Origin of the sequence: Metabacillus flavus, from assembly GCF_018283675.1 — a bacterium.
GTDB lineage: Bacteria > Bacillota > Bacilli > Bacillales > Bacillaceae > Metabacillus_B > Metabacillus_B flavus.
Genome location: NZ_JAGVRK010000001.1, coordinates 1,043,019 through 1,062,673, shown reverse-complemented (window position 1 = coordinate 1,062,673; position 19,655 = coordinate 1,043,019). Strand labels below are relative to the sequence as shown.

Here is a 19,655-nt window from a genome sequence, read left to right as displayed (position 1 = left end):
TCCAGCTCTTTCCGGATTTTTTACTCTAAAGCATTCTATTCTTCAAACGCTTTTGAGCTGCTTTAAATGCTTCTTCGATCGTAAGCTTTCCTCCCATTGCCTGGGATTGCGCTTTCACCGCTTCGTCCTTGGCATACGGAAAATCGCCGGTATAGTTAACCGAAGGAATGTCTGTCATCTGATCGGCAAGCGTTTTCCATACAGCCTGTCCGCCAAAGAAATCTACTCCATTAGTGAACACATCTTCATCATAAATGGTGGTCAGTGAAGGAAAGAGCCCTCCGTTCATTGCTTCAATCTGTGTTTGTTCATCTGTTGAAAAGTACTCCAGGAAGTCATACGCCATTTCCGCATTTTCAGATGATTTCATGATCGTATAGTTGCTCCCGCCAAGGTTTGAGGCACGGTTTGCGCCCTCCTCAAATGCCGGTAAAGGAATGACTCCCCATTTGCCAGCCGAATCTTTCCCCTGCTGGGTAATCGAGCCTGCAAGCCACGCACCCGAAGGAGCTGTCGCTACGTCCCCCTGAACCATGGAGCTGATCCAAGCGTCCCAGCCAACCGTATTTTTCACAAGATCCGCTTCCTTCAGCTGCTTATGAACCTTCATGGCTTTAACTGACTCTGGTGAAGTCAGATTCGGCTTTTCATTTTCATCAAAATAAAAGGTTCCTTGCTGATTCAGCATCATACGGTAGAGACCGTCATCCCCGTTTAAATCGAGTCCGATCATATCCTTGCCTGTCTTCTCTTTAATTGTTTTTCCAGCTTCAATAAAATCAGCCCATGTTTTCATATCTTCTGCGTTTACGCCGGCTTTATCGAATATATCTTTTCGATAAAAGACCCCGGTAGGACCCGCATCAAAAGGAAACGCATACATATCTCCGTCCTTTGAAACTAAATCTCTTTTAAACTCGGGAAACATGGATTCTTTCTTTTCATCAAATCCGTGTTTTGATAAGTTCAGGAATGCATCCGGAAAGGAATCGATGTAGCCTTGTATACGGTCATCCTCCACAAGAACAATATCCGGAAGGCCCTGTCCGCCTGCAAGCAGGCCCGTGGTCAGTTTCTGATAAACATCGCTTGTACCCATTTCAACAATCTCAAGATCAAATTCAGGATGATCTTCCTGATATCGCTTTTCAGCAGCCTCCAATACCGGGACGTTAACATTCCAGACCCAGGCTGTTAATTTATTTGGATTATCAGCCTTACCTGAACATCCTCCCAGCAGTCCGATTCCTAAAACGAGGCACAGTAACATGCTCAATTTTCTTTTCATGATTTCCCTCCTTATTATTCTGGCTATCTAGTTACTTAATTAATTTATGAAACAAACTATTTAGACTTATATAATCTCTTTTTGATTTTGGTACTGCACCGCAAACATTTCTGCCAGTATGAGCGTGGCTGCTCCAATCAAGGCTGCCTGGTCTCCAAGACCGGACTGAACGATCCGTGTTTCCTTTGCTTCATCATCCAATGCCCGTTGTTTTACTACTTCCCTGATAGGATCAAGCAAGAAGGGTCCTGCTTTAGAAATGCCCCCGCCGATAATAATTTTTGAAGGGTTCATAATATGGATCAGATTCGTTACAGCTGTACCGATGTATCTCCCGGCATTGCGGAAAATCTCAATCGCCAGCTCATCCCCCTGTAGTGCAGCTCTGTGCAGCAATTCTCCGCTGATCTTGTTCTCGTCTCCATTGATCAGGTCAGTAATCATCGTCTTTCTGCCGAAGGAGATTTCCTTCATGGCTGCTCGCTTTAGCCCATCATGTCCTGCCACAGTTTGCAGGCATCCATAGTTGCCGCATGTGCATTTCGTGCCGTTTAAATCTGCGACCGTATGCCCGATTTCCCCTGCCAGTCCATGGCGCCCTCTGAATAATTCATTGTTCATCAGGATCCCGGCCCCGATTCCGTAGCCGACATTGATGCAAATCAGATCCTCTGCTCCAACACCGTTTCCAAACCAGGACTCGCCAAGAGCCATTGCCCTTGCGTCATTTTCCACTCGTACAGGAACGAGCAATGCCTCTTCGAGCCTCTCCTTTAGCGGGATGTTCTTAAAATTAAGGTTAGGCGCAAACAATGCTACCCCCTTGGAAGAGTTGACAATACCGTGCATGCCGATACCGATGCCGATCAGCTTATCTTTTGGGATGGCTGCTGTCTTCACGAGACGATGAATTTCCCGGATGATAATCTGGACAAAATCCTCCTCCGTCATCGAATCATCAATTGGAATCGTATTCTGCATCACAATTTCCGCTTCCAGATCTGTAAGAGCAAAACGAATTTTACTTACTCCTACATCAATTCCTGCAACGAAAAAGTTCCTGGAATTGATTCTTAGAATAATCGGTTTTCTTCCTCCGCTGGAAGGACCTTGCTGGCCTTCAACTACCAGTCCGTCGTTCAGCAATTCACTGACGATATTCGTTACGGTAGGGGGAGTCAGCTTCGTTTTCTTTGCGATCTCTGCTCGAGAAATCCCGCCCGTTGACCGAATAATATTTAATATCAAAGACCGGTTAAGCGATTTCATTAGTTGAAAGCTTCCGACAAGATGGCTAGCCATCTATTCATCCTCCCTGCTGCTTAAACAATTAATTCCTTTCTATTCCAGAAAATTAATTAATTTAATTATGTTTTTACGAAAGCACTTACATGTATTATGGCAAGCGTTTTCATATTTTGCAAGACTTAATTAGGTGTTTATGTTTTAATTCATTTAAGGTAGATTTTAATGACCCGGATACTATTGGTCCTTTTATAAAAAACAAACGCCCCTTTTAAATGGCGTTTTGATTTTTAGCTTCTAAAAAAAACTAAGAAAGTTTTGTCGGACTTAAATTTAGTAGAAAATTTAAAATAAACTTTAAAAACAATTATTCCGATTACTCCACTTATGAAATTGAGTATAACATCATTAATATCTGCAGCTCTAAGTTCATCTATTTCATAAAAAGATAATATGACCATTTCAATTAACTGAATTAGTTCTATAAATATACTACTAATAAAAGCTAAAAGTAGTATTTTTTTAATGTTTTTTATCCATCCAAAGTAAAGAATTGTGAATGTAGCAGGAGCTAATAACATCAAATTATAAAAAAGATATAATAACGCCAGTGAATTGTTCAAAGTGGATATCATGGGGAGTATAGGGACTATGTTTATAGGGAGTTGCATTTTATCTGTAAATAAGTATGTTGGGTGTACTTGATTTAATACGATTGAATGAAAAGGAAATCCAATAGTCCCAGTAAATAAGAAATTTAAATAAAATGAGAAAGTCCCAAAAACTAAAATGCTCAAAAAATTATTGATTTTGGTGTTTTTTAAAAGGAAAAAAAGTAATATGGCAACGAATGTACTGTTAATAATGCTGGTAATGAAATGAGAAAACATTAATAATTTATAATCGTAATTTTGCAGATAATAGGGTATTCTCAGTAAGATCTGTATATATGGAACGATTAAAAGAGTATATTTCATATAAATAACCTCCCCCCGTATAATAAGTTTAATTCTAGAAAAATCGGTTTTACATTTACAATATCTTTTACTTATACCAATAACAACTATTTTTTATAATATTTGTAAACAAAAAGAGAAGCTGAATTTACATTATGAACGGGGCAAAGTGCCCAAAGCGGATCTAGCATCTTTGCAGAAGCGGTTCAAAAAGCTTTTGGTGCTGAAAAAATGAATTATGAACTGCTTGGAAACGGGGATTCTCATATGCATTGGAATTTATTTCCCAGGAAGAAAAACGATGCCCCTATAAAAGGACCCGTATGGTAGGTAGACCGGGAAGATATGTTTGCTGAGGAAGTAGAGCCTGAGGAAGATGAATTAGAAAAATTGAGAGATAGATTAAGAGCGGAAATAGAGCGGCTGATTACTGCAAGGTAAATACGAATATGAAAACCCGGAAACGCTCAAAGCTGCATTTCCGGGTTTATTTTTAAGGCTATGTTAAAGCATGGTGTTTGATTCTTTAACACCTGTTGATTGGAGCGGAAGGCGCACGCCTGGTAGCTGCAATCAACAGCCAAGTTTAACAGAGCTTAAAAGGAAGACTGATTGGAGCTGCTGCAGCCATACACAAATTTCAAAATGTAAAAATTGCTTTCTGATCTATAGATATTACGATTTATTCTTTAACAGAGCTTCCAAGCATCCCGGATATAAACTGGCGCTGCAGCAGCAGGAAGAAAATCATAATCGGCAGAGTCGAAATGGCCGTTCCCATCATCAGCTGTCCGTAATCCACTTTCGACAGGCCAATCAGACTGGATAATGCGACAGGCAATGTGTACATATCTTGTTCATTTAAAATAACAAGCGGCCATAGGAAGTTGTTCCATTGAAACATAAATAGGAAGATCGCAACCGCTGCAAGAGACGGTTTCATTGTCGGCAAAACAATTGTAAAGAAGATTTTAAATTCCCCTGCTCCATCCACTCTAGCTGCCTCAAGCAGCGAGTCCGGCAGCGCCTTCATATTTTGCCTCATCAGGAAAATCGCGAAAGGATAGGCCAGATTCGGCAGAATAACGGCCTGATAAGTATTGATCCAGCCTAAAGCAGCCATCATTTTAAACAGCGGAATCAGCGTCACATGATACGGAATCATGATAGCTAATAACAGAACAAAGAAGATGGCATCTCTTCCTTTAAACTTGAACTTGGCAAAAGCATAGCCTGAAGCAGAACAAATCATCAGGGCCAATGCTGTATATATCAGGGTTATCGTTAAGGAATTACCCAGAACCTTTAGAATACCTATGGATTCATCCAGGTTTTTAAGGTTGGTCCATAGCTCGCTGCCAGGCAGAAAATTCGGAGGAACTTTAAAAATTTCGCCGCTCGTATGGGAAGCTCCGATCACCATCCAATAAAACGGGCCGATGGAGCAAATGACACCAGCAATTAGCAGGGTATACAGCAATACTTTTGAAATGTTTTTCTGTGTTTTCATCAGTCCTGATCACCTGCGACTTTCATTTGAATCCACGAAAGGATCGCAATCATAATCACAAGCACGTAAGCAATGGCAGATGCGTAGCCAAAATCAAAGTATTTAAAACCGTTTTGGTACAAGTACAGCGAAATCGTTAACGTGGAGTTATTCGGTCCGCCTTCTGTCAGGATAAACGGTTCATCAAACAGCTGCAGTGTTCCGATGGTAGACAGGACGAATGTAAACAAAATAATCGGACGCAGCTGCGGGATGGTAATGTAAAAGAACTGCCGGATCCTGCCCGCGCCGTCAATGCTTGCCGCCTCATATAAGGATTCAGATACATTTTGAAGTCCGGCGAGGTAAATCACCATATTGTAGCCTGTCCATCTCCATGTAATGGCTATCATTAGAGCAACTTTGGACCATGTCGTACTAGTCAGCCAGCCGACCTTTTCCATTCCAAGCAAGGAAAGAAAGTAGTTGATAATTCCATAATTTTCATCCAGCATGATCATAAAAACAATGGAATAAGCAACGAGTGCTGTGATGGCCGGCATAAAGTAGGAAATCCGGAAAAAAGCTTTCATTTTGACAAGCTTCGAATTCAGGGCTGCGGCAAGGATCAATGCCAGGAACAGCTGAATCGGGACCTGAATGATTAAGATGAAAAACGTATTTTTTAAGGCTGTTAAAAAGAGAGGATCCCTAAATAGCCTTACATAATTTTCTAAGCCGACAAATGCCATCCCGGCCCCATCACTTTTTTGAAAGCTCATGATAAACGATGAGATAACCGGGTATACCGTGAATAAACAGAAAAGGATCACGGTAGGGGCAATGAGAATATACGGAAAGTTTTTCGGTGTAATCCAATTTTTCTTATGAGCTTTTGGTTCATAGACCTGCTTGGCAGCGGTCTCTTTTTGAAGCTCTGCCATTGTGAAATCCTCCTCTCGGGACCTTGAATGAAACGCGTTTGTTAATTAAATTTAGGAACCGGGTAAAGAAGAGGGCTGCCCTTAAACAAGCAGCCCTCCCTTCTATTACTTACTTATTAATTTCGCGTTTCGATTCATTTGCAAGCTGATCTGCAGCTGCTTTCAGCGCCTCAGCCGGATCCTTCTTATCAAGAAGAGCCGCAGCCTGAGCGTCTGCTGCATATTTCAGTCCGCGAGGGTAATCATTTGTGTAATTGGCAGGAGGAATATTTTCCACTTCGTCTGCGAACATACGGAAGATTGGCTGATTGTTAAAGAAAGCAACTGGCTCATCAAAGTACTTGTCATCGTATGTTTCAAGCAGCGACGGGAATATTCCATATTTTTTCAGCACGTTGACTTGTGTGTCTTTATCTGTAGTAAAAAATTCAGCAAATGCATATGCGGCGTCTTTATTTTTGGAGGCTGCTGGTATAACGATATCCGATCCTCCAAGATTGGCATCGCGGTTTCCTCCGGCTTCAAATGCCGGAAGCTTCATTACATCCCATTTCCCTTCAAGATCCTTTGCCTGTTCCATGATTGTTCCTGTATACCAAACGCCGAACGGAACGGTTGCAACGGTTCCGTTTACAGTCGCGGTTACGGTTCCATCCCATCCGTCCACATTAGCTACCAGCTTGTTTTCCTGAAGCTTTTGAATCATGGACATGGCCTTAACGGATTCGTCAGACTGGAAGTCAATGTTGCCTTTATCATCAAAGTAAAACGCACTTTGCTGGTTCAGCATCATACGGTACAGGGCATCATCCTTTGCGATATCCACCGGAACCATCGCAGAACCTGTTTTCTCTTTGATCACTTTCCCCGCTTCGATAAAATCATCCCACGTTTCAATCGATTTAGGATCTACTCCTGCTTTTTCAAAAATATCAGTTCGGTAATAAACGCCGGTTGGCCCAATGTCCCAAGGCATAGCAACAAATTTACCATCTTTGTTTTTAGCTGTAGCAATCTTTGATTTCCCGAATTTATCTTCATATTTATCAAACCCTTTTTCAGAAAGATCCATAAAACCGTTCGGGAACTGCTTTTTATAGTTATCCAGACGGTCGCTTTCAACCATCAGTACATCCGGAAGTCCGGCACCATTGGCAGCAAGCCCGACTGTCAGCTTATCGTATAAATCCAAACGCCCGATATCCTGGACTTTAACTTCTACATCCGGGTATTTTTTCTTGAAATTATCTACAGCCAATTCCATTGAGCTTGCTGCAACATTCCAGCCCCAAACGGTAATTTCTCCCTTAGGCTTTCCGCCATCCCCAGCGGAACCGCCTGATCCCTGTGAACTGCATGCAGACAGCATCCCCACTGTCATGACTGCAGCCATCAATAATGCCCAAACCTTTTTCATATAAATCCCCCTTTTTTGTATCCGCTTTCATTTCTCCCAAAATAAAAGGTGTTACTTAATTAATTAAATAATATAACGAACTACTATTAAAATAGCACACTTTTTTTAAAAATGTAAGGGCTTTCTCAAACAGTTTGTTTTCTATTTTCATAGTTTAATGAAAACATATCCTCTAAAATTAAAGTGACGGCCCCAACAAGTCCCGCACGGTCTCCAAGTCCTGATTCGACGATGATCGTTTCCCTTGCCTCATCACTCAGCGCCCGCTTAAGAACCACTTCCTTAAGAGGTTCAAATAGAAAAGGACCTGCCTTTGAAATTCCGCCTCCAATAATGATTTTGGGAGGATTTAAGATGTGAACCAAATTGGAAATGGCTGCCCCAAGATATTTGCCGGCCGTCTGTAATATTTCAATCCCCAAATCATCTCCCAGTTTTGCTGCCTCATGTATAATTTTCCCGCTGATTTTATCAACATCTCCATCTGTCAGCTCAGAAATAAGGGTCCTCCTCCCAAGAATGATCTCCTTCATGGCTGCATTCTTTAATCCGTCGTGTGCCGTAAGGGTTTGAAGGCATCCATAGCTTCCGCATGTACACCTTGGTCCATTTAAATCAACGACCGTATGCCCGATTTCACCCGCCAGGCCATGACGTCCCCTAAACAGCTTGTTGTTCATAATAATTCCTGCCCCAATCCCATATCCAACGTTGATGCAGATGAGATCCTCAAAGCCAATGCCGCTGCCGAACCATGCTTCGCCAAGAGCCATCGCCCTCACATCATTTTCTACCTTTACAGGAATCAGGAATTCAGATTCCAGCATGCTTTTCAGAGGAATGTTCTTCATATGAAGATTGGGAGCAAAAATAGAAATCCCGCGCTCGGCATCAACAATTCCATGCATGCCGATTCCAATTCCCATAATTTTATCCATAGAAATAGCGGCCTTGTTTTTCAGAATATAAATCTGCTTTATCAGCATTTTTACAAGCTCTTCTTCTGTCATTCTCTCGCTAATGGATACGATGCTTTTCATCAGAATCTCCGCATTTAAATCAGTAACGGCAAAACGGACTTTTTTGACACCCACATCCACCCCGATGATATAAAAGTTTCTGGAATTGATCCTCAGCATAATAGGCTTTCGGCCACCGCTCGAAGGCCCGGTCTGACCTTCTATCACTAATTCCTCGCTCAGAAGTTCATGAACGATATTTGTTACGGTCGGCGGAGTAAGCCTCGTTTTCTTCGCGATTTCTGCCCTGGATATCGTCCCTGAAGAGCGGATAATATTCAGAATCAGGGATCGGTTCAGGGATTTCATTAATTGAAAGCTCCCGATTAAATGATTAGCCACCGCTTTTCCCCCTCTGCAAAGCCATTTTAATTCATGACTTCTTTAAGCTGTCTCTCGGATTAACGGGTCCAGTGCCTCACAGTGTTGTGGAAATCTCACCTAACCGCTTGTTCTGACACCAAAAGGAAAATGCTTTTTTTCGATGCAAAACTATGACAGCAGAAATTTCTCCTACAATTAAAAGACTCGTTTTCGTTTATTCCGCCTCTCCCCCTTCGTTAATTAAGTTAATTTTGCAAGGTATCTTATGTAAGCACTTACATACATTATCGCAAGCGTTCCTGATTTTGACAAGATGCTTTCTGTAATGTTGATTCATTCTCATTCAGGCTATAGAAAAACCCGCAGTCCTGCGGGTTTTTGAGCCGTACACTTTATTTATTCAGTTTCGGAAACACAAGCTCTGCAAATCGATAGGCTTCTTCCAGATGCGGATAACCGGATAATATAAATGTATCCACTCCAGCCTCCTCATATTCTCTCATCCGTTCTGCTGCAATGTCAGGGTCGCCGACGATTGCTGTTCCCGCTCCTTCGCGTGCCAGCCCGATTCCAGCCCATAGATTAGGAGAAATTTCGAGATTTTCACGAACTTTGGATCCTCCATGCAAGGACGATTGTGTTCTTTGAGCAATCGAATCGAAGGCAGCATGCCGCTCCTCAAAGGCCCGGATGGTTGCATCATCTACATGGCTGATCAACCGTTCAGCCGCATCCCATGCTTCCTGTTCAGTTTCTCTGACAATTGCATGCAAGCGAATACCAAAGGTAAGCGTTCTCCCTTCAGCAGCTGCCATCTTCTTCATTTCTTGAATTTTTTCTTTAATTTGAGCGGGCGGCTGACCCCATAGCAGGTAAACATCCGCATGCTTGGCCCCCACTGCTTTCCCTGCCGGAGAGGATCCGCCAAAATACAGCGGAGGATACGGCTCCTGAACAGGCGGCTCCGGAATGTAAGCACCTGTTACCTCCAGATGTTTCCCTTTGTGATCTACCCGGTTGCCTTCCATTACTTTTCTCCAAATATCCAAATACTCGTCCGTTACTTCATACCGTTCATCATGGCTGTGATAGCTGCCAAACGCTGCCTGCTCTGCAGGGTCCCCGCCTGTCACAACATTCAAAAGAAGGCGGCCTCCTGAAAAATGATCGAAGGTTGCAGCCATTCTTGCTGACAGGGTTGGAGACATGAGACCTGGTCTAAGCGCGATTAAAAATTTCAATTTGTTTGTCACAGAAGCGAGATAGGAAGCGGTTACCCAGGAATCCTCGCAATTCGCCCCTGTCGGCAATAATGCCCCATCATATCCAAGGCTGTCCAATGCACTTGCAATTTGCTTTAGGTAGGTGATATCAGGTTTTCTTTCTCCCGCACGTGTTCCTAAATAATGGCCGTCTCCAGCTGTTGGAAAAAACCAGAATAAATTCATGATGTACCCCTTCCTGTGTCTCTGATGAGAACTGCCTGTCTCTCTATCAATTTATGATTTATACTGAAAGGACATAACCCGCAATGCAAAAACCCCCTGCTTGCAAACGAGTGAAAGCAGGGGCCTTCAGTTCTCTGATCAGCCATATATTTTATAGGTATATTGTAAAGTTGATAATTCCGATACGTCAAGTAAACAATCTGAAATAGCAGGAAATTCAGTTTTCAGCGAGAAACTTGGTTATAGGAAGGTGATAAACGATGAACGCTTTGGAAACACAGATAGAGCAGCTTTTGGCTTACTCAGCCGCTCCTACAATTTCGCCGGAAAAACTATCTGATTTCTGGAAAAAGAATCTGACAAAGTTTAATGGAATTCCAGTAGATGTACGTTTTTCAAAGACTGCTGATCTATTTCCTTCGGTTGATATTTATTCTGCTGTTTTCTATGGCTCTGATGATACACCGCTTCACGCCCAGCTCCTTATCCCGCGATTTGCAAAAGATGAGCAGCTGCCCTGTGCGATTGTCTATCACGGGTATGGGGACAGCAAAGGCTTCCCTGAAAAACACGCAGCCCTTCTTTTAATGGGGGTAGCAGTATTTGCAGTGGATGTAAGAGGGCAAGGGGGCGAGACAGGAAACCATTTAACGAGTACATATGGAATGGCATCCGGCTGGATCACACAAGGAATTTTGGATCCTGAAAATTCTTACTTTCAAGCGATTGTACTGGATGCTGTCAGAGCAGTGGACGCAGCAGCCTCCCACCCGAGAGTGGACGGCAGCAGACTGTTCACTGCCGGTCTCAGCCAGGGCGGCGGACTTGCGCTGATGACGGCTGCCTTATGCGGTGAAAAACTAAAATTTACATCTGCCGCTTTTCCAGGCATGTGCCACATGGATCTGGGGATAATGAAATCCACTGGCTCGCTTAGCGAAGCAGCTTTTTTTGTCCGCAAACACCCGGAGCATCTAAGTAAAGTCCTTTATACGCTGAGCCTGTTCGATGTGCTGAATCATGCCCGGGCTATTAAAGTTCCCGTACATATCCAAGTGGGATTAAAGGATCCGGTCTGCATTCCAGAAACCATCATTGCTGTATACAACAGGATCCCATCCCGTAAAAAGCTCGCTGTCCATCCTTTTACCGCACATGAAATGACTGAGCACCTGCAGCGGAGAATGCTGGAGTACGTGAGGGATGAACTTTTTGAGGAGATTAAATAGAAATTATGGTGAAAATGGATAAAAAGTAAGAGGATTTCGGAAATCAGGAGACCAAGTCAGAGCGGAATTCAGGGTCCATTGAACTTTTTGCTGACTTTTTATGGGTTTTTGCTGACTTTTTCCGATATATGCTGACTTTTTCCGATATATGCTGACTTTGACCAAACAGCAAGGTTTAATGCTGAGGCCGGCGGATTTTCAGTATCCCCTCTCCATACAACAAAAAAATCGCCCCCAAGAAGGCGATTTTTTCTATTCGTTATTCCACCGCACCATAAAGGTCTTCAAGCGGCTTCATGATGATTTTGTTCAGTTCGGCGATGACCATACTCATGCGCTGTTCGGCTTCCATCAGCTGGGCGATGGTTGGGTGCTGCTGGACAAGTGCAACCGATTTTTGCGCCTGGTCAACTTCCTCTTGTGAGATTTCCTGTCCGGACATTTGCTTTTGCTGAAGGTTCAGCTGGATGTCGCGGAAGTTATCAAACATATTTTTTGCTGCTTCATCTGCGTTCACTTGATCGTAAAGCGCTCTAAGCTGCTTGTATTCTGTGCTTTCGCGCAGTGCTTTTTCCAGGTTGCCGGCTTCATTGTACAGGTTCTCTGACATGTGATCGCCCTCCTTTGATTTCGGTCCTCGTTTCGGACCCCCACCCACTATAACAGAAATCGATCTGTTTTTCATGGGTGGAGGAGTCCGCCTGGCTATTTAGCCTTGAAATACCGCAATTAAAGCCTGAAAAATCCCAATCAGCCCGCCCAGGAGCGCACCTAAATAGGTAATCATTTTCAGTTCACTGCTTGTTATTGACAACACCATTTGTTCAAGCCTTTGCGTGGAAAATGTATCCACCTGTTCTTTGACGATCTGCTCGATGTTGAGCTGATTCATAAGAGTCTCCATGTTGTTTGTTAAGCCGCTGATCGCCATGGAAACCATGTTCGGGATGAAGGTTTCGCGAATTGAATTGTGGTATGGAGCTGTAATGTCATAAACCGTTTTTCCATACCAGTCTTTAATTCCCAGAGAGCGAATGGCACGGTTTTTCAGCTCAGCTGCAGCTTCATTCATATTCAGCTTCTCCTGAACTTCCCCGAACTTCATTTGCTTCGCTTTTTCCCATTCATTTGTGATGAGGTCACCGATAAACGCTTCAGTTTCGCCGTTTTTCAAGAATTTGATCAGCTCAGGCTGAACAAGGTCTGATAGATTCATGTTTCCTGTAAACATTTGAATCATGCTGCCTAAGCGGCCGCGTTCTGCAAGAAAATCATCGATCATATTTTTAATGCGATTTCTTCCCTCGAAGCTTTCAAAATACTGGATGCCTGAGAGAACAATATAATGGGCAATTTCTTTTGCTTTTCCATCGAGTTTTGCCTCAAGTGCTGGAGGCATCATTTGCGATAGCGTTTTTTCCCGGTTCTCCGCTTCAAATTCTCTCCACTTGCTTTCAATCATAGAAAGAATCAGCTGTTCCGTTTTTTCATCAGCTTGTTCGACCCCTGCTTTTTCAAGGACCTCCAGGAGGGTCTGATTTTGATTCATCCAATCAAACACCATTTTTTCTGCCCAGTTTTCGACTGCTTGGCCGAAAGAGGAATCGATTATTTTCTTTTTGAGGCTTTCTGCAGTCAGCAGGTGCTCAATTACCATTTTCCCCATCTGCTCAGCCATCTGGTCTCTTCTTTTTGGAATGAGACCTGGTGTGAAAGGAAGCCTTTTTCCGAATACATAGACCGGATTATACGGCCTGAACAGCATTTGGATGGCAAGGTGGTTTGTAATTCCGCCAATTGCCGCTCCAATACCAATCATAAAAATAAAAGTCCATAGTACGCTCATTCTAACACTCCATATCTTCACATACTTTTCATCTTTTCCATAAACTGCTGATAAGGACATCTGCCTAGAACAAATTATAATTCTAGTTACGCCATACGGCAAATGAGGGATTGCGATGAAATGGATAAAAACTGATATTTTTCTTCATGAGGATACTTCCCCTTCCGTAAAGATCAGCAGCGGACTGCTGAATCAATTTGGCCAGTCCTCTCACTCCAGGTGGAGTTTCCTTTCGATTGGAAGGAATAGTGTGAAAGTCCGCTTCGTAATTATAGATGATAAGAATTTTTTTCTTTCCATTTCAATAAAGGCTCTTGAAGACGCTTTTGTTCCGGATTGGCTAATGGGCGGACAGAGCTGGTCAGTAAGTATCGAAGCTGAAAGGATTTGGATTGGCCCCATATTTGCCCTGCTCACAGATATCCGGTCTGCCAAGGAAAACATTTCTCTCGGGAATATGGATGATTATTGCAAAGAGCTTGCCGCTTATTGCGAAGAGAAAGGCTATCTTTTTTATCTTTTTTCATTGAAGGACTGGACGGATAACCATGTCAGCGGATGGGTCCGGCATAAGGAGAAATGGGTGAAGACATATTTGCCGTTTCCTAACGCCGTGCATAACCGCCTGCACCAAAGAAGAACCGAGCTCGACGTTCGGTTTGCGGCATTCGCGGAGGACCTTCATCAGCTTGAGATTCCTTATTTTAATCACCGCTTTTTGAACAAATGGGAAGTTCATCAATGGCTGGAGGCCGATCCCGTTTTACTCCCCTATGTCCCGGCTTCAAGAAAGCTTTCGTCCAAAAGAGATTACGAAATGTATGCCGCCTCCTACGCTGATTTTTTTGTTAAGCCGATTTACGGCAGCCAGGGCAAAAAAATATTCCGCATAAGGGAAACGGATGCTGGCTATTTGCTTGATGATACCTCTTCGCTTGACCCTGCTGCTTTGTTCAAAGAAACGGATGAAATGTTCAGGCACATGTATCCTCGTCTTACAAAGGAACCTTATATGCTGCAGGAGACGATCCGAATCATTACGTATCATCATAAGCCAATGGATTTCCGCATCCTTTGCCATAAAAAAAATGATCACGATTGGGCCGTCACTTCTATGACAGCAAGGGTTTCTTCGGAAAATACGTTCGTTTCAAATCTCTATCAAGGCGGTGCTGCATTTCCTGTTAAAAAGATTCTTGCAGAATTATATGGTGAGAAAAAGGGCCGGAATATCCGGAATATGCTTGCTGAGCTGTCCCGGGAAATCTGTCTCGCTGTCGAACGGAATTCAAACGGCTACTACGGCGAGCTTGGGATTGATTTAACACTGGATCAGGATGAACGGCTATGGCTGATTGAAATTAATTCAAAGCCTTCCAAAAGCAGCGAGTATGTCCCTGGGCAGATGAAGGTCAGGCCATCTGCCAAAGCGGTAGTGGAGTATGGAATTTATTTAAGTAAGCTAAATGGGGTGTGAAGGGAATGAAGTCTACTCTCGGGTTTATGACGCTTCATCAGGAAGCGGAAAAATCGTATTCCACTGAAATTGCCAAAAGAGCCGATTCGTTTGGACTGACTGTGTTCAGGTTTTGTCCAGCAGACATTCAGCCCGGCACTGCTCTTTTAAAAGGCTTCATTTATGAGAATGAAGAATGGAAGCCTTCTCTTCAGCCGCTGCCAGCCTTTATTTATGATCGGTGCTTCTACAGCAAAGGCGACCGTTCAGCCAAATCCCGCCCAATCGCGGAATGGCTGAAAAACAGACCGGATACCGTATTCCTCGGTAAAGGCCTGCCTGATAAATGGGCAGTGTATCAGGCGATTATGAAAGATTCGACTCTCTCCTTTTATTTACCGGATACGGCACAGATTGAAGCAGCTAAAGACGTCCTCCCCCTTCTCTTCAGGGAAAGGCAATGCATGTTAAAGCCTGTAAAAGGTGCACAAGGACGCGGAATAATCGCACTGTCATTGAGCGGAAAAACCATTGAAGCGGTATACCATAACGGAGCAAATAAGAAGACTAAAGGATTTTCTTCAATTGAGGAATTTGAAGCATGGATGAACCTGTTTCTCAAGCAATCCCCTTCTCCTTATCTCATTCAGCCTCTGCTTCAGCTCACAGACCGGAGCCGCTATCCATTTGATATCCGTATTCTAATGCAAAAGGATGGGGACGGAAATTGGGCAGAACGCGGACGCGGAATCAGGCGCGGCTATCAGGGCTCGTTCATTTCCAATCTTGGAAGCGGCGGTGAGGCACTATCCTACGAGGATTGGTTCCAAAGACTATCCCGCCGCCAGGCTTATTTATTCCATGACGACCTCTCAACCATTCTTTCGAGGTTGCCGGTTGCTCTTGAGCAGTCCTTCTCTTCATTATTTGAGCTTGGCATAGATATTGGGTATTCAAGAGACGGGTCAATTTGGATTCTGGAAGTGAATTCGAAGCCTGGACGCCAGCTGATCATGCAGACCCAGCCAGATCAAAAGAACCATTTATATGAAGCGCCGCTTGCATACTGCAAGCACCTGATTGCTAACACCGCCCGTGAAGATTCAACCAGCGGAAAGGAACAAGAGCAATAGAATGAAAGGAGCCTGAATGCCGTTATGTCCGATATTTACACGCTATATTTGCTGAGTGAAAAAGACAACGGACCGGAATTTGTCTTTCCGTCCGGACATGATGTATTTGAAGATGTAAGCCACGCTGCCTTTGGCACATTTTGCCTTCCATGCACTTCACAGGCAACAGGGCAAAACGGATGGGAAATCGGAGTGCATCCAGCGATGGCAGAAAAGCTCAAGCTTCCCTTTCCAGGTAGAACCCGGGTGCTCATACATGACGGGATTCTTTATTTAGGCCCTTTAATTGGAATTTTCACAGCAGGTTTTACCGATTCTTTACTCAGACCGATCGGCGAGCGGTCTTTATTTTTCGCGAAAATGATGAGTATGGATCAGACAGCCGGTATGTACACAGTGGTGTTTGGAGCACATCACATTAACTGGGAAAACGGGACGGTCACTGGCTATACATATGGCCAAAAAGGCTGGAGTGAGCTTGAGGTACCCATCCCGAATGTCGTTTACGATCGGCTTCCGAACCGAAAAGCTGAAAATCATCACGCATTGAAGCTCGTTAAACGGCGTTTGATTGAAGAATACGGCATTCCATGGTTTAATCCGGGATTCTTTAATAAATGGGATATTCATCAAACACTTTCCCGTATTCCAAAAGCGAAGGAATTTTTACCTGAAACCGTCCTCGGACCGGATCTTAAGCAAATCGAGCAAATGCTAAGCTCTTATAAAAGTGTTTACTTAAAGCCCGCTAATGGCAGTCTTGGTCTTGGCGTGTTTCAGCTCATGTACAGCCGGAAGGAAGAATGCTACTACTGTAAATACCGGGATGAAGCCTTTCAAAATAAGCTTCGGAAATATCCTTCGCTTGAACATTTTTTCAAGCATTCCTTTAATGGAAGAATACTCGATTCATATTTGGCACAGCAGGGAATCGAGCTTTTCCGGCAGAATAGTCAGGCAGTGGATTTCCGCATTCATACGAACAAAGATTCAGAGGGCGAATGGAGCGTTACAGCGATTGCTGCTAAGATAGCCGGAAAGGGGAGTGTGACCACCCACTTGAACAGCGGGGGGATTGTCAAAACCCTTGAAGAACTCTTTGAGGATCCGCAGGAACGGATTCGCGTGCTTCATAATTTAACAGAGTCCTCCATTCTCCTCAGCCAATATATTGATGAAAATGTTCCCGGATTTATCGGCGAAATTGGCTTTGACCTTGGTCTGGACCAGGCAGGAAAGATTTGGCTGTTTGAAGCCAATTCCAAACCCGGGCGTTCTATTTTCTCCCATCCAAAGCTAAAAGAAGGAGATTTGCTTTCCAGAAGACAATTTTTAGATTATGCCATGTTTCTGATGAAAAAATCGATTGAATCACCTGAGGATATTGTCCAATGACGAGCGGACAGCCGCGGATTGCAATTTTAACAGCTCCAGGGAAAAAAAGCCGTACGTTTTATGGAAGTGAATTCTATTTTAAAAAGTTAATTGGAGAGGTCTCAAGGCTGGGGGGCCTCTGCTACGTAGTCACTACAGAGGGGATAAAGGAAAAATACGCGGAGGGCTTCAGTTTTTTTGCTGAAAAGCATCAATGGCAATTGATTAAAGCACCCCTCCCCGATGTTATTTATAACCGGATTCCCTCAAGAATTGCAGAATTAAAAGCAGAAGACTGCCTGAAGAAGCTCAAGGAAAAGCGAGTCACCATCTTTAATCCTTCATTTTTTAACAAATGGGAAATCTGGAACACGCTGTCTGAAATACCCCTTTTGCGTCCCTTTCTTCCAATCACTTCGCTTATTGAAAGCGAGGAGAATCTTATGGAATGGACAGCAAGGCTTGGCCAGATCTACATCAAACCCGTGAACCAATGCCAAGGAAAAGGAATTATGAAAGTAACCGCGATGAGCGGACAGAATGTGATGGCAGAATCCATCGATGCTCCTCCCTATCAATCAACGATCGGGGAAGTGTGGAAGCAAATATCTGATACTCCTGCCATTGTTCAGCAGTCGATTGATTCCGATTTACTGAACGGAAAAAAATATGACCTGCGCCTGCTGGGGATTTTTGATGGAACCACACACGTTTTGGTTGGTACCGGAGTGCGCGCTTCGAAAAAACAGAATTTGACTACCCACGTGCCTGCAGGAGGACAAATGGTCCCATTCCGATTCGTTGAAAACCGGATTGATATGGAGCAGCTCCATTTCATCACGGAAAACGCCGGCAAAGCGTTGTCCGATCGCTACGGGCTTATCGGAGAATTTTCGATCGATGCAGGCGTTGACCAAAACGGAAACCTTTATATATATGAAATCAACTCAAAGCCCATGAAATTTGATGAACCTGAAATAGAAGAAGCAAGAATTTCCAAACTTAGCCGTCTTTTTATCCAATTAGCGGAAAACAAATCCTTTTGACCATTTATTGGCAAGAGGATTTGTTTCTTTTATGCCGTATTTATTTTAATACAGATAAGAGACACAAGGAGTGATAACAGATGGTCCAGCATTTTCAATGGAAACCTCTTTTCAAGCAGGCAAATTTGCCGGGATGGCGGATTTCTTTCTACTTTAAAGGAACTCATTACGATGGCATCTATCATAAGAACGGGCAGGTGGAGTGGGGAACAGCGATTCCTCCCGGGGATGAAGAGGAGCATCTGGTCTCCCAGATTCATGAACTAATGCTTTTCCACGTTTATGAATAACTATTACCAAGGACGGAGCACTTCCGTTCTTTTTTGCATTTGAAAGTGAAAACCGCAATTTTCATGCCTGTCTCACTACCTGCTATAATATAAGCATCACCAGGCAAAGGAGTCTGATTATGCTTCAGCAATTGATGCTTTACTTTCATAATGATTTTTTATCCGGACCTCCAAGGATGCTGGATGAATATAAATGGTTTGAAACGGCGGATGGAGAAAGCTTTGGGATTCGGAAATCAAGACTGGCACAGAATGAAGAAGAATTGCTTCAAGCCCTATTTGCAGAAGCAGCATCTTCAGACCGTCTTTTCTTATCCGGGGTCAGCCATAAGGAAAAGAGCTGGTTCCATTATTTAACCGGCAAAGCAGACTCTCCTCCAGATGACCTTCCCGTCCGCTTTATCCACGCAGAATTCAGCGAGAGGATCGAGGATAAGCCTGCTTTGTTAGAAGCAGTGGCGGGATTCATGGAAGAAGCCATTGTCATCTGGCTTTCTGATCAATCAGGAGTCATCATTGAGAAGGCTCCTTCTGGTTTGCTCGATATGGAATCCATTACAGCTCTCTCCTCCTCCCTTTTAAGCGATTTCTTCATCGAGCCAGCGTTTTTTATAGGACAGATTCACGAGAGTAATCCTAAACTCAGGGAGAAGTTCCAAGCCGAAAGACAATTGTTCAGGGAATATCCCGGTAAGCTTCCTAAAGGGAAGGTCATAACCTTTTATGAAGCCTGTCCTCTCTTTCTGACCGGTCAGCGCTATTTTAGCGTTCGGAATGCTATATCCGATCGGCTGCTTGATACATTGGAAGAAGAAGAACTGGTTTCGACCTTAAATGTATTTTTTTCCTGCAATTTAAATGTGTCTTCCGCCTCCAAAGCACTATATATGCATCGGAACAGCCTGCAGTATCGAATTGACCGTTTCATTGAAAGAACCGGCATTGATATCAAGTATTTCACCAATGCTTTAGCCGTTTATCTGCTGATCATTCACAGGGAAAACCCTCTTCCTTCCGCAGAATAGGCAAATTGCACGAAAGCCCTTTCATTTTTTTGTGCAACTTGTCTATTTACGTCTGCACCTCCTTTTTCTAGAATGAAAGCATAGATAAAACGCTTTCAACTTTCAGAAAAAACCTGCACAAAATAG

General features: G+C 43.5%; 17 protein-coding genes. 7 read left to right on the top strand and 10 right to left on the bottom strand.

Annotated elements, in window-relative coordinates; translation table 11 throughout:
• Nucleotides 1-25: 25 nt before the first annotated feature.
• From J9317_RS05560 to ssuD, 8 genes are all read right to left on the bottom strand, one after another.
• Nucleotides 26-1,288, bottom strand: a complete 1,263-nt coding sequence (locus J9317_RS05560) for an ABC transporter substrate-binding protein (protein WP_211556878.1) — start codon at nucleotides 1,286-1,288, stop codon at nucleotides 26-28.
• 66 nt (nucleotides 1,289-1,354) lie between these two features.
• Nucleotides 1,355-2,590, bottom strand: a complete 1,236-nt coding sequence (locus J9317_RS05555; protein ID WP_211556877.1) for an ROK family transcriptional regulator — start codon at nucleotides 2,588-2,590, stop codon at nucleotides 1,355-1,357.
• Nucleotides 2,591-2,823: 233 nt separating this feature from the next.
• Nucleotides 2,824-3,423 carry a VanZ family protein gene (locus J9317_RS21110; protein ID WP_488656182.1) on the bottom strand — a complete coding sequence of 200 codons (600 nt, stop codon included), beginning with the start codon at nucleotides 3,421-3,423 and terminating at the stop codon, nucleotides 2,824-2,826.
• A gap of 748 nt (nucleotides 3,424-4,171) precedes the next feature.
• Entirely contained in the window at nucleotides 4,172-4,999 is an 828-nt protein-coding gene (locus J9317_RS05545) for a carbohydrate ABC transporter permease (RefSeq protein WP_211556874.1), read from the bottom strand.
• Nucleotides 4,999-5,922 (bottom strand): carbohydrate ABC transporter permease, encoded by a 924-nt coding sequence (locus J9317_RS05540; RefSeq protein ID WP_211556873.1) that lies wholly within the window; start codon nucleotides 5,920-5,922, stop codon nucleotides 4,999-5,001. Before J9317_RS05540 ends, J9317_RS05545 begins: the two co-directional genes overlap by 1 nt.
• 109 nt (nucleotides 5,923-6,031) lie before the next feature.
• Nucleotides 6,032-7,339 carry an ABC transporter substrate-binding protein gene (locus tag J9317_RS05535; RefSeq protein WP_211556872.1) on the bottom strand — a complete coding sequence of 436 codons (1,308 nt, stop codon included), beginning with the start codon at nucleotides 7,337-7,339 and terminating at the stop codon, nucleotides 6,032-6,034.
• Nucleotides 7,340-7,464: 125 nt separating this feature from the next.
• The gene (locus J9317_RS05530; RefSeq protein WP_347880501.1) at nucleotides 7,465-8,700 is read right to left on the bottom strand and encodes an ROK family transcriptional regulator; all 1,236 of its coding nucleotides are present in this window, start codon (nucleotides 8,698-8,700) and stop codon (nucleotides 7,465-7,467) included.
• A gap of 374 nt (nucleotides 8,701-9,074) precedes the next feature.
• Nucleotides 9,075-10,130 (bottom strand): FMNH2-dependent alkanesulfonate monooxygenase, encoded by a 1,056-nt coding sequence (gene ssuD, locus J9317_RS05525; protein ID WP_211556871.1) that lies wholly within the window; start codon nucleotides 10,128-10,130, stop codon nucleotides 9,075-9,077.
• Between the two features lie 260 nt (nucleotides 10,131-10,390).
• Between ssuD and J9317_RS05520 the strand changes: the two genes are divergently transcribed.
• On the top strand, nucleotides 10,391-11,359 hold the full coding sequence (locus J9317_RS05520) for an acetylxylan esterase (RefSeq protein ID WP_211556869.1): 969 nt from the start codon (nucleotides 10,391-10,393) through the stop codon (nucleotides 11,357-11,359).
• Between the two features lie 259 nt (nucleotides 11,360-11,618).
• On the opposite strand, the gene J9317_RS05515 is transcribed toward J9317_RS05520, so the two are convergent.
• Both J9317_RS05515 and J9317_RS05510 read right to left on the bottom strand, forming a co-directional pair.
• Complete coding sequence (locus J9317_RS05515; RefSeq protein ID WP_211556865.1) at nucleotides 11,619-11,969, bottom strand: YlbF/YmcA family competence regulator; 351 nt, start codon at nucleotides 11,967-11,969, stop codon at nucleotides 11,619-11,621.
• A 99-nt stretch (nucleotides 11,970-12,068) separates the two neighbouring features.
• Nucleotides 12,069-13,205 (bottom strand): DUF445 domain-containing protein, encoded by a 1,137-nt coding sequence (locus tag J9317_RS05510; RefSeq protein WP_211556864.1) that lies wholly within the window; start codon nucleotides 13,203-13,205, stop codon nucleotides 12,069-12,071.
• Between the two features lie 115 nt (nucleotides 13,206-13,320).
• Here J9317_RS05510 and J9317_RS05505 point away from each other — a divergent pair, with 115 nt between their 5' ends.
• The 6 genes from J9317_RS05505 (at nucleotide 13,321) to J9317_RS05480 (ending at nucleotide 19,529) form a co-directional block, all read left to right on the top strand.
• Nucleotides 13,321-14,682 carry a YheC/YheD family endospore coat-associated protein gene (locus tag J9317_RS05505; protein WP_211556863.1) on the top strand — a complete coding sequence of 454 codons (1,362 nt, stop codon included), beginning with the start codon at nucleotides 13,321-13,323 and terminating at the stop codon, nucleotides 14,680-14,682.
• Between the two features lie 5 nt (nucleotides 14,683-14,687).
• On the top strand, nucleotides 14,688-15,794 hold the full coding sequence (locus tag J9317_RS05500; protein WP_211556862.1) for a YheC/YheD family endospore coat-associated protein: 1,107 nt from the start codon (nucleotides 14,688-14,690) through the stop codon (nucleotides 15,792-15,794).
• A 24-nt stretch (nucleotides 15,795-15,818) separates the two neighbouring features.
• Complete coding sequence (locus J9317_RS05495; RefSeq protein ID WP_211556860.1) at nucleotides 15,819-17,189, top strand: YheC/YheD family endospore coat-associated protein; 1,371 nt, start codon at nucleotides 15,819-15,821, stop codon at nucleotides 17,187-17,189.
• Entirely contained in the window at nucleotides 17,186-18,214 is a 1,029-nt protein-coding gene (locus J9317_RS05490) for a YheC/YheD family endospore coat-associated protein (protein WP_211556858.1), read from the top strand. The genes J9317_RS05495 and J9317_RS05490 overlap by 4 nt, the downstream gene beginning before the upstream one ends.
• 80 nt (nucleotides 18,215-18,294) lie before the next feature.
• Nucleotides 18,295-18,504: a YheE family protein gene (locus tag J9317_RS05485; RefSeq protein WP_211556856.1), complete on the top strand. Its 210-nt coding sequence runs from the start codon at nucleotides 18,295-18,297 to the stop codon at nucleotides 18,502-18,504.
• 119 nt (nucleotides 18,505-18,623) lie between these two features.
• Nucleotides 18,624-19,529: a helix-turn-helix domain-containing protein gene (locus J9317_RS05480; RefSeq protein ID WP_211556854.1), complete on the top strand. Its 906-nt coding sequence runs from the start codon at nucleotides 18,624-18,626 to the stop codon at nucleotides 19,527-19,529.
• Nucleotides 19,530-19,655: the final 126 nt, after the last annotated feature.

Excerpts from the sequence above, each read along its gene's own strand:
- J9317_RS05560 (WP_211556878.1), bottom strand. The coding sequence starts at position 1,288 with ATGAAAAGAAAATTGAGCATGTTACTGTGCCTCGTTTTAGGAATCGGA.
- J9317_RS05555 (WP_211556877.1), bottom strand. The coding sequence starts at position 2,590 with ATGGCTAGCCATCTTGTCGGAAGCTTTCAACTAATGAAATCGCTTAAC.
- J9317_RS21110 (WP_488656182.1), bottom strand. The coding sequence starts at position 3,423 with ATGTTTTCTCATTTCATTACCAGCATTATTAACAGTACATTCGTTGCC.
- J9317_RS05545 (WP_211556874.1), bottom strand. The coding sequence starts at position 4,999 with ATGAAAACACAGAAAAACATTTCAAAAGTATTGCTGTATACCCTGCTA.
- J9317_RS05540 (WP_211556873.1), bottom strand. The coding sequence starts at position 5,922 with ATGGCAGAGCTTCAAAAAGAGACCGCTGCCAAGCAGGTCTATGAACCA.
- J9317_RS05535 (WP_211556872.1), bottom strand. The coding sequence starts at position 7,339 with ATGAAAAAGGTTTGGGCATTATTGATGGCTGCAGTCATGACAGTGGGG.
- ssuD (WP_211556871.1), bottom strand. The coding sequence starts at position 10,130 with ATGAATTTATTCTGGTTTTTTCCAACAGCTGGAGACGGCCATTATTTA.
- J9317_RS05520 (WP_211556869.1), top strand. The coding sequence starts at position 10,391 with ATGAACGCTTTGGAAACACAGATAGAGCAGCTTTTGGCTTACTCAGCC.
- J9317_RS05515 (WP_211556865.1), bottom strand. The coding sequence starts at position 11,969 with ATGTCAGAGAACCTGTACAATGAAGCCGGCAACCTGGAAAAAGCACTG.
- J9317_RS05510 (WP_211556864.1), bottom strand. The coding sequence starts at position 13,205 with ATGAGCGTACTATGGACTTTTATTTTTATGATTGGTATTGGAGCGGCA.
- J9317_RS05505 (WP_211556863.1), top strand. The coding sequence starts at position 13,321 with ATGAAATGGATAAAAACTGATATTTTTCTTCATGAGGATACTTCCCCT.
- J9317_RS05500 (WP_211556862.1), top strand. The coding sequence starts at position 14,688 with ATGAAGTCTACTCTCGGGTTTATGACGCTTCATCAGGAAGCGGAAAAA.
- J9317_RS05495 (WP_211556860.1), top strand. The coding sequence starts at position 15,819 with ATGTCCGATATTTACACGCTATATTTGCTGAGTGAAAAAGACAACGGA.
- J9317_RS05490 (WP_211556858.1), top strand. The coding sequence starts at position 17,186 with ATGACGAGCGGACAGCCGCGGATTGCAATTTTAACAGCTCCAGGGAAA.
- J9317_RS05485 (WP_211556856.1), top strand. The coding sequence starts at position 18,295 with ATGGTCCAGCATTTTCAATGGAAACCTCTTTTCAAGCAGGCAAATTTG.
- J9317_RS05480 (WP_211556854.1), top strand. The coding sequence starts at position 18,624 with ATGCTTCAGCAATTGATGCTTTACTTTCATAATGATTTTTTATCCGGA.